The organism is Flavobacterium endophyticum (assembly GCF_003634455.1).
Lineage (GTDB): Bacteria > Bacteroidota > Bacteroidia > Flavobacteriales > Flavobacteriaceae > Flavobacterium > Flavobacterium endophyticum.
Map to the genome: position 1 here is coordinate 395,607 of NZ_RBLC01000002.1, position 9,405 is coordinate 405,011.

The 9,405-nt window shown below is 40.5% G+C and carries 7 protein-coding genes, 1 other RNA gene and 1 pseudogene; 4 read left to right on the forward strand and 5 right to left on the reverse strand.

Annotated elements, in window-relative coordinates:
- Positions 1-121: 121 nt before the first annotated feature.
- Together CLV94_RS11385 and ssrA are read left to right on the forward strand one after the other, a co-directional pair.
- On the forward strand, positions 122-1,318 hold the full coding sequence (locus CLV94_RS11385; protein ID WP_121376604.1) for a serine hydrolase domain-containing protein: 1,197 nt from the start codon (positions 122-124) through the stop codon (positions 1,316-1,318).
- Between the two features lie 81 nt (positions 1,319-1,399).
- Positions 1,400-1,797, forward strand: a transfer-messenger RNA (tmRNA) gene (gene ssrA, locus CLV94_RS11390).
- A 638-nt stretch (positions 1,798-2,435) separates the two neighbouring features.
- On the opposite strand, the gene CLV94_RS11395 is transcribed toward ssrA, so the two are convergent.
- From CLV94_RS11395 to CLV94_RS11415, 5 genes are all read right to left on the reverse strand, one after another.
- Positions 2,436-3,437: an NADP-dependent oxidoreductase gene (locus CLV94_RS11395; protein ID WP_121376605.1), complete on the reverse strand. Its 1,002-nt coding sequence runs from the start codon at positions 3,435-3,437 to the stop codon at positions 2,436-2,438.
- Between the two features lie 170 nt (positions 3,438-3,607).
- Positions 3,608-4,372: an SDR family oxidoreductase gene (locus CLV94_RS11400; RefSeq protein ID WP_121376606.1), complete on the reverse strand. Its 765-nt coding sequence runs from the start codon at positions 4,370-4,372 to the stop codon at positions 3,608-3,610.
- Between the two features lie 91 nt (positions 4,373-4,463).
- The gene (locus CLV94_RS11405; RefSeq protein ID WP_121376607.1) at positions 4,464-5,561 is read right to left on the reverse strand and encodes an alkene reductase; all 1,098 of its coding nucleotides are present in this window, start codon (positions 5,559-5,561) and stop codon (positions 4,464-4,466) included.
- Between the two features lie 26 nt (positions 5,562-5,587).
- Positions 5,588-6,424 (reverse strand): alpha/beta fold hydrolase, encoded by an 837-nt coding sequence (locus CLV94_RS11410; protein ID WP_121376608.1) that lies wholly within the window; start codon positions 6,422-6,424, stop codon positions 5,588-5,590.
- 85 nt (positions 6,425-6,509) lie between these two features.
- Positions 6,510-7,100, reverse strand: coding sequence for a TetR/AcrR family transcriptional regulator (locus CLV94_RS11415; RefSeq protein ID WP_121376609.1), 591 nt, complete (start codon positions 7,098-7,100; stop codon positions 6,510-6,512).
- Between the two features lie 568 nt (positions 7,101-7,668).
- On the opposite strand from CLV94_RS11415, the gene CLV94_RS11420 reads away from it, so the two are divergent.
- Both CLV94_RS11420 and CLV94_RS11425 read left to right on the forward strand, forming a co-directional pair.
- Positions 7,669-9,150 (forward strand): hypothetical protein, encoded by a 1,482-nt coding sequence (locus CLV94_RS11420; protein WP_121376610.1) that lies wholly within the window; start codon positions 7,669-7,671, stop codon positions 9,148-9,150.
- Positions 9,151-9,175: 25 nt separating this feature from the next.
- A pseudogene (locus tag CLV94_RS11425) lies at positions 9,176-9,405 on the forward strand (T9SS type A sorting domain-containing protein); the annotation flags it as partial.

The window sequence follows — 9,405 nt, forward strand, 5'->3', positions numbered from 1 at the left end:
TAGTTTTTCTTCCTAAAATGTTAAAGGAGGGATACCGTACAATAACTTTTATTTTATTTTGTTAAAGTAGAAACATAGTTTGTCGCTTTTTCTATATTTGCTATTCAACCACCGAATTAAAATGACTTTTTCAAAATATATATATTCCTTCCTTGTTTCGGCTTTACTTTTAACGTCATGCCAAGAAAAGGAAAAACAGATTGCTTCTAATGACCTTACCGAAAATACTACAGATGCACTTTCACCTTATACCATAAAATCTAAAAAACTCCTGCCTAGTTATGTATCTTCAAAACAGGAGAGTTTAGAGAAATTTTACGAAAAAAACTGGCCCAATAATTCTATGAATGGGGGCTTTCTCGTTGCTAAAAACGGACAGGTGATTTTCGAAAAGTACGAAGGCAAGTCTAATTTTTCAAAAGGAGAAAGCATTGATGCCGACACCCCGCTCCATATTGCTTCAGTATCAAAGGTCCTCACGGCAACTGCCATCTTGAGACTTATCGACAGGGAAAAACTAAATCTTGAAGACAAAGTCAATAGCATATTGCCTACATTTCCTTATGATGAAATTACCATCAAGATGCTTTTGAACCACAGAAGCGGCTTGCCGAACTATGCTTATTTTGCAGACGATACTAAAATCTGGAATCGTTCAAAGATGCTTCACAACCAAGACATTCTTGATCTGCTGGCGCAGCATAAATTTGGATTGTACTTTAAGCCGGACAGAAAGTTTGGCTATTGCAATACCAATTATGCCATCTTGGCGCTGGTCATTGAAAAAGTAACAGGCAAGAATTACCGCAATGCCATGCAGGAAATGATTTTTGAGCCGCTAGGCATGAAAAATACTTATGTCTACGATTATGCTAAAGACAAAGAAACCTCAAGCCTTTCCTATAAAGGCAATAAAGTCTTATACGAGATGAACCATCTGGATGATGTCTATGGCGATAAGAATATCTATTCCACTCCAAGAGACCTGCTAAAATTTGACATGGCAACTTATTCCGATAAATTTCTTAATTCAGTTTTGGTCAGCGAGGCCTTTAAAGGATACAGCTATGAGCATAGAGGAACCAAAAACTATGGCCTCGGCATTCGCATGCTGGAATGGGAAACGGGAGAGCAGCTATTTTACCATAACGGATGGTGGCACGGAAATACTTCATCGTATGTAAAGCTCAAAAAAGATACCGTGGCCATGTTTGCCATTTCAAACAAATACACATTAAAGACCTACAAAATCTGGAAGCTGGCGCCTCTTTTCGGTACTTACCCGATCAAGCTTGACAAAGACGACGTCGCAAATTAGCCTGTACATTGCAAATTCGATTTATTTGGACTACTTTTGCGGTATAGTTTTTGCTTTATAGCAGAGTTCTTAAACATATTGGGGGTCGACTGGTTTTGACAGCAAGTCGAATTGAAAAGTAAGCACGTCGAGAACTGGGACAATTCTCGTTACTAAATGGTCCTAACACTTTTACACGGCGAAAATAATTACGCTTTAGCTGCTTAATCCGAATTATAGTACGATTTGCCTAGTTCCTGCAAGGCAGGAAAGCTAGATTCTCCTTGAAAGCCTTGGTTTGTGGCGTTCTTAAAAGGAGAACCGTAAAAATAAACCTAGAAACAGTCAAGCTTCGGGGCTGTTTTGACAACTAAGAAGATAAGCATTGTGTGGCTGTTCCTGGCCTTGCTCAATGACGAAAATCCAATCAGGGAATAAACGTGTAGAAAGCCTTTTGGTTGCTTGTTTGGACGGGAGTTCGACTCTCCCCGACTCCACAATGTACTTTAAAGACCAATAAATAAAATTGTTGGTTTTGGTAAAAAATTTCCCTTAAATGGCATGAAGTCTACAGTTTCGATGAACTGTAGACTTTTTTGTTTACGCAATCTCCTAACAAATATTTCAAAAACACACAAAATCTCTGTGGCACAATCATGGCACAGATAAAAATGGAGTTGCTACCTAATTTGCGACAAAAAGCTAAGGCAAAAATCTTTTAACAATAGTCCATCACATTAAAAAAGAACTATCTGCTACCTAAGTTTATAGTAAACAAAAGTATGTACAGTTACTTAATTCTAATCCTGAAATCATTAATAAAATACCTCAAAAAATGGTAGCGTCATATCTGGGTATCGCACCCGAAACATTAAGCCGTATCAAAAGAAATATCACTTACAAAAAATAATTTGCCTGGGTATTGTGTATTTCAGTGAAAGTGGATCTTTCCTAGTTTTGGTGGTAGCTTATCGGCTACTCACGATTATCTACCACTGACGTGCATCGCACAGCTATAAAACTGTATTCTAGATAGCAAAAATCACACACGCATGATTTACCACCAAAAGTGGGGAAGAACCCCACTTTGGAAAAAAACAGGTGGCCACTTTTAGAATACCCCCAATTGACAGCCTGGCTACTTGACTTTAACGACAACTTTTCCTTTGGCGTGACCACTTGAAACATAGGACATTGCTTCGTTCATTTGTTCAAACGGAAACACTTTATCAACTATAGGACGAATGACACCCGTTTCAATAAGCTTTCCGATTTCAGACAACTGCATTCCATTAGCCCTCATAAAAAGAAATTCATAATCAACATTCGATTTCTTTGCCTTTCCTCTGATCTTACTACTTAATAGCTTGGTAGCAAATTTTACGTACCACGGAAGGTTGAACTCGTTTGCAAATACTGGCGTTGGGGGACCTGAAATAGATATGACTTTACCGCCATCCTTCAACACGTTTAAAGACTTTTCAAGAGTTTTAGCATCCTGGCTGTTCAATACAAGGTTATAATCTTTTAAAACAGCTTCAAAATCTTCTTTTCTGTAATCAATAACTACATCCGCTCCGAGACTTTTTACCAACTCAGTATTCGCTGCACCGGTTGTGGTTGCGGTTTTCAATCCCAGATGTTTTGCCAATTGGATTGCAATTGTTCCCACACCTCCCGAACCTGCCTGTATAAAAACTTTTTGTCCTTTTTTTAAATTGGATTTTTCTATAAGTGCCTGCCAGGCCGTTAAAGAGACCAATGGCATGGATGCAGCTTCCTCGAAGCTGATATTAGTCGGTTTTAGTGCTAAATCCATCTCATTTATTGCAATATATTCTGCAAAGGCCCCAATATGGAAATCCGATGGACGGGCATACACCTCATCACCGGCTTTGAATTTTGTTACTGTTGAACCAACCTTGGTTACTACACCTGATACATCGTGCCCTAACACAAGCGGTAGTTTATAGGGCAGGATCAATTTGAATTCGCCACTTTTTATTTTTAGGTCGAGTTGGTTGACGCTTGCGGCATAAATCTCGACCAAGACCTCATCTTGCTTTAGGTTGGGAACCGGTAAATCGACAAGTTTCAACCTGTCCGTTTTACTGTATCTGGAAATACTGTACGCTTTCATAGTTCAAAGGGTTAAGTTATTATTCACTAATTTATTAATATGATTTGAGACTAGCTATGCAAAGTAGTTGGAAATTACTTTCTTTTTCCGCAGCTTTTTCCGCTTTCACTTTAACGTTGGATTCGTGCTTCAAATTTGCTGCTCATAAGATCTTATTTTTAGTAAATTTTTTATTTCAATGATTTTTTATCTTTAGCCGGGTTAACCAGTCCATAGGTAAATTTTGGTAAAAGACGGTTTAATAGGTATACAAGTTTTGTATCCCCCACACGTATCGTTAACTGGTTTTTATGCAATCCACTGATAAGCCCTTTTACAAACTGCTCTGGAGATAGTTTTTTGTCTTTTCTATCTGCTGTCATCTCGGTATCAACCAGCGGAGGCAGCAATTCAAAGACTTTTACATTACTGCCAATAATATGCAGATGCTCCCTTAATGATCTGGTGTAAGATGCCAAAGCGGCTTTGGATGCGGAATAGGTTGCTTCCATGACAGAGGGTACGATACTGAGTATGGAAGTCGTATTGATTATGGCGGCTTCTTTTCTTGATTTGAGCATATCCATAAACAGGTTGTTCAGACGGATAACACCAAGATAATTAACCTCCATTTCGTAAGCTGCTCCATTAAGATGCCTATCATCAGCAATGCCAAGATTTAATGGCGGGACGCCGACCCCTGCGTTATTATAGAGGATATCTATACCTCCCAAAGCAGAAACCTGACAGTGGAGTGCTCTGGCATCTTGTTCGTTTCTTGCATCGCTCTGTATTGTAATAAGTGACGGATACCTGTTTTTTGCTTCATCTAGTTTCTGCTGGTTTCTGCCTGTTATGATAACCTTTGCTCCAATTTCAAGAAACTGTTTTGCGGCTTCCAGTCCTATACCCGAACCTCCGCCTGTTATCAATATTGTTTTTCCTTTTAATTCCATATATTTCTTTTTAACAGGGAGGTGCCCATCTAAGAGCACATCCCATGAACCGCTTTAATTAAGGCTGTTTATCCTCTGCTGCGTGAAATTATTAGTTCTTTTGGAGTGCCGGATAGTCTGTATATCCTTCTGCTCCCGGTGTATAGAATGTATTTTGATCTGGAATGGCAAGTTCCGCATCGGTACGGAATCTCTCAACCAGGTCCGGATTAGCGATAAATGGAGTTCCGAATGATACCAGATTAGCATCACCGGCTTCCAGTACGGCATTGGCCGTTTCTTTCGTGAAACCACGGTTGATGATGATAGTGCCATTATAAATGCTGCGGAAGTGTTTGGCCACCTCGTGGATAGCGAATGGGTTTCCTGTAACATCTGTAAATGGTTCGGTTAGATGAATGTAAGCCAATCCATAGCCGTTAAGCCTATCAACAATATAATCATAGATGGCGATCGTCTCATCGTCAACAGAAATACCCATAAGGTTATTTAATGAAGGGTTAAAACGTACACCGACACGGGAAATGTCCACAGCTTTTTTAAGTTCGTCGAGGATTTCAAAGAGAATACGTGCACGGTTTTCTATAGAACCACCATATTGATCATTTCTTTGGTTGCTGTTCTTACTGAAAAACTGCTGTAAAAGATAACCGTTTGCCCCATGCAACTCTATACCATCAAAACCTGCTTTGAATGCATTGACAGCTGCCTGTCTGAAATCTGCTATGGTTTGCTTGATATCCTCCAGGCTCATTGCTCTGGAAGTTTCACTTTTCTTGAAACCGGTAGGCGTGAATATATCCAGATCTGGATTATAGCTTGATGGAGCCAGCGGTGCGTTTCCATTGTGATGGTCAGGATGCGAATATGCTCCTGTATGCCAAAGCTGGACAAAAATTTTCCCGCCTTTTTCGTGCACAGCATTTGTAGTTAGTTTCCATCCTTCTATTTGCTTTTCAGAATAAATGCCTGGCACATTCGGAACACCCACGCCATATTTGCTAATAACAGTGCCTTCTGTAATAATAAGACCAGCAGACGCTCTTTGTCCGTAATATTCAGCATTTAATAATGTTGGGGCATTATCTGAATTATCCGATCGGCTTCTGGTCATTGGAGCCATAACGATCTTATTCGACAATTCTACACTCCCTAGGGTGTAGGGTTTGAAAATGTTTTCTGTACTCATTTTTTTTATTTTTGGTAGATGATTTTTTATTTTAAAAGGAAATTATGGATATAGCCCACAATAAGTTCAGGACTTTGGTAATGGGGAGCGTGGCCTGCGTCATTAAGGATAAAATGCTGTAGGGTAGGTGCATTTTTTAACAATGGGAACCAATTCTCTACTGCAAGAGATATGTCGTGGTCGCCCGAAATAGCAAAAACAGGTACCTGTAAGGTTTTATAACCGTCCCTAACATTGAGGGCATCCTCGGTTGCACTCGCAATGCCGGCAATGTACCGACCGATCAATTCTTCAGTAGAAGGTACTTTACTCCAGTCAAGACGTTCATGGATTCTGTCTGTTGAAGCCTTGGCTGCTGATCTGCTTTTTTCCGATGTAGGTTCGAAGAATAGAGTGACCCAATCTTCAAAATCGTAGGCAGGCTTAGGGGCCAGCTCTAGAAAAAGAGGCTCAAGCGGAACTTCGTTTTTCCCTATTGGATTTCCTCCGATTACGGTATTGCTCAATATGCGGTCCTGTGCCAACCACGTAGCATATTGGGTTACAAACGTACCGTAAGACCATCCCAAGACATGAAATTTATCAATACCCAGGCAGTCGGCCAGCTTAATGATCTCACTGGCAACTTCCTTAATATCGGTTGGCAGTTCTCCCCCCGAATAACCGATACCAGGGTAATCAAAAGTGATCACGGTGTTCTTTTCCGCTAATAGATCCAGAAATAATGGGTCCCAGGTATCCAGGGTTCCCCTGAATCGATTGGCAAGTATGATCGGAGATCCATTTCCGATCTGCCGATACGCTATATTCCTGTTTTCGATGCCTACAAATTTGGTTTCTGATGTTAACGCTGTTTTACCCATAATGAATGTATATGTTATGTATTATACTTTTTAGTCTATTTTAAAGAAATAATATACTTTTTGGTCTATTTTAGTCCAAAAAAAATTAGTTGCTATATTGTTCGAGTTCGGCTTTCAGGTTTTTTATCAGAGAAACCATAGGTTTTGTAGAATTCATTACCCTACACATGACAATGCCTCCTTCCACAGCAGCCACAATCTTAAATGCAATGACAGAAGGTTCAAGTTCTTTTGAAAACTCTCCATCTTCTATGCCTTGTATCAACAGGTTCGTAAGATCCTCCTGCCCTGCACGGAATACGGATGCTACCTTTTCTTTGATCAGTGGGAAATTATCGTCTGCTTCAGCTGCAGTATTAATGATGGGACAGCCTCCCGGGACGAATGTCTGGATGGGATCTTTGTAAAAATCTAAAAAATTGAACAGTTTTCCTTTTACTGTTTTTCCCTTAGCAACTTCCAGTCTCATCTGGTCTGATATCTTTTTTAGCAACAGATCTACAACCTGGTTTGTAAGATCCTCCTTGTTTTCAAAATGACTGTAAAGACAGCCTTTTGTGAGCTTTGTAGCTGCAAGGACATCATCAATGCTGACTCCGGAAATACCTTTCTGATTGTATATCGGCGCCGCTGTATGAAGTATAAATTGCTTTGTTTTTTCTGCTTTCGTCAACATGATCTTTGTCTATAACGTTGCAAATATACTAAAAAGTATTTTTCATAATATACTTTTTAGTATATTTTTATTTGCCATAATTATTGGAATTGAAAAAATGATTTAGGTCATTTAGATTATAGGGAGAAATGCGTAAGGGAAAGACGGAGTCTGTAATCTTTCGTCATACACCACCAAAATGGACGTACCGCAAATTGCAGGTTGCCACCGGTGACGGATCTGGTGCCTGCTTATATTGTTAGTGTATGTTCCATATGAAAATGTTTTTTAATCAACTGGTGACAGATGTGCAATTCCTGATAAAATATCTTGCTGGGCTGGGCCTGAAAAGAAAGGCAGAAGGGTTTGCTGATGGAGGGTAATGAAGCAAGGTAGTGATTAATAGTCACTTATTCTCGTTTTGAGAAAAAAATAAGATTATTACTCCAAGTACCGTTTCCAGTAAAGACTTTGCAATATTTTTAAATAAATCGGCGTCATGTTAAAAAATCGTTATGTTAAATATATTATTTTTAAAATATTCGCAAAATATAAGACTATATTTGAAAATATCCTAAATCATTAACATATGTATTATACTACTAAAATTATTCCGACACTGCTTTTTCTTTTTGCCTTCACGCTGGGATATTCGCAAATCGGGATCGGCACCATTACGCCAGATCCGACTTCGGTATTGCATGTCGAATCAACAACGCAGGGCATGCTTGCTCCCAGGATGACCGCGGCGCAACGGACAGCCATAGCTGCCCCAGCCAACGGGCTTTTAGTTTTTGACACCACGGCAGGTTCTTTTTATTATTACGATATACCGGCAGCGGGCTGGATCAAGATCAATGGCGACAAGGAAGGGCGGCTGAAGTACAAGCTCATCAAATCAACGGATGTTCTGGCTGCCGTATTGGCTGCAGAGAAAACAGCTGGCGGAAACACCAAATATCTTCTTGATGCAGGCATATTTTATGAAATCAACGGGACAATAAATGTCGATCTGCCCATAGAAATGAACAATGCCTACATTGTCGGGCTGGACTCATCCGAAGACAGGCTGATAAAGGCTACCGGCGATCTTTTTACAGGAACTACCGGCGGAACGGTAAAAGTGCTGACACTGACAGCAGCGGCAGGAAATGTTTTTAATGTCCTAGGCGGAGGAACGCAGAGCCTGATAATGAGGGACTGCGTCATTGCATCCTCGGCAAATGTGGGCAAGATTGAAAATTTTGCGCTGGTCTTCGTCAGCATTGTCCAATATCTCGGGAACTCTGCAGGAATTATATATAAGGATATCAGCAAATTGCTAATCAGCAATGCTGCGTGGTTTTCTAACAATTCCGGAACCTATGAAACGCTGCAGGGCACCTTTGGCCTTGTGGAAAAAACTGGCGGATTCACTGAAGTTACAGGTGCAAAAGTGGGCCTTGATGTTTCCTCAAATCCTACTATCACCGGAGATTCAGTCATGGAATCCGTTGTTTTCACAGGAGCGCTAACCTCTGGAAAGTATGTCAACGGATATACCGTCGGAAGCTATACGGGATTTAATTTCAATGACACTTGGTCCGTACGATGCGCCGGGATACCTAATGAAGGGGATTCCTACGCTTCGGGCTCCTTCTATTTTGACAGGAACACCGCGCCTGCAAACACGACCGCTACCGTAATGAATACTGCCTATAAGATCTTGGGAACAACAATCTCAAACAACCTATACCGCGTCACTTCCCCTTCAAGCAACAGGCTCACTTATAAAGGAAAAAAAACAAGGACGTTCCAGGTAATAGGCAATGTCGCTTTCCTTGAAGTTTCTGGAGGGACCAATGCGCAGTATGTGTATTATATAGCTAAAGTTTCCTCTACGGGAACCATTACTCCGCTGACTGCAACAGAAGCATTTACGGACACAAATAGCGGCTTTGTCCAAGGGTTTCCAATATCGGGAACAGTACAGCTGAACACCGACGAGTCGGTCGAAGTACACCTCAAAAGAGTCAACTCTGGCACCAAGATTACCATGGGATCCTATACCTTAAACCTGCTGATAAAATAGGCTTAAAAACTATATAAAAGATATTATGAAAAAGCTCCTTATGACGTTCTTGATCCTTTTGGCCCAGGGTTCATATTCACAGATGTATGTTGGCGCCAACGCCTATATGTATGTCAAGGACCAGGTGGTGTTCGTAAAGCAGGATATCAATCTCCAGGACAACGGAAATATGTACATGAGAAACGAATCCCAGCTGCTACAAGGAACGACAAGTGTTTCTGCTAATAAAGGTCTTGGCAAAGTCTCTGTCTTTCA

Excerpts from the sequence above, each read along its gene's own strand:
- CLV94_RS11385 (WP_121376604.1), top strand. The coding sequence starts at position 122 with ATGACTTTTTCAAAATATATATATTCCTTCCTTGTTTCGGCTTTACTT.
- CLV94_RS11395 (WP_121376605.1), bottom strand. The coding sequence starts at position 3,437 with ATGAAAGCGTACAGTATTTCCAGATACAGTAAAACGGACAGGTTGAAA.
- CLV94_RS11400 (WP_121376606.1), bottom strand. The coding sequence starts at position 4,372 with ATGGAATTAAAAGGAAAAACAATATTGATAACAGGCGGAGGTTCGGGT.
- CLV94_RS11405 (WP_121376607.1), bottom strand. The coding sequence starts at position 5,561 with ATGAGTACAGAAAACATTTTCAAACCCTACACCCTAGGGAGTGTAGAA.
- CLV94_RS11410 (WP_121376608.1), bottom strand. The coding sequence starts at position 6,424 with ATGGGTAAAACAGCGTTAACATCAGAAACCAAATTTGTAGGCATCGAA.
- CLV94_RS11415 (WP_121376609.1), bottom strand. The coding sequence starts at position 7,100 with ATGTTGACGAAAGCAGAAAAAACAAAGCAATTTATACTTCATACAGCG.
- CLV94_RS11420 (WP_121376610.1), top strand. The coding sequence starts at position 7,669 with ATGTATTATACTACTAAAATTATTCCGACACTGCTTTTTCTTTTTGCC.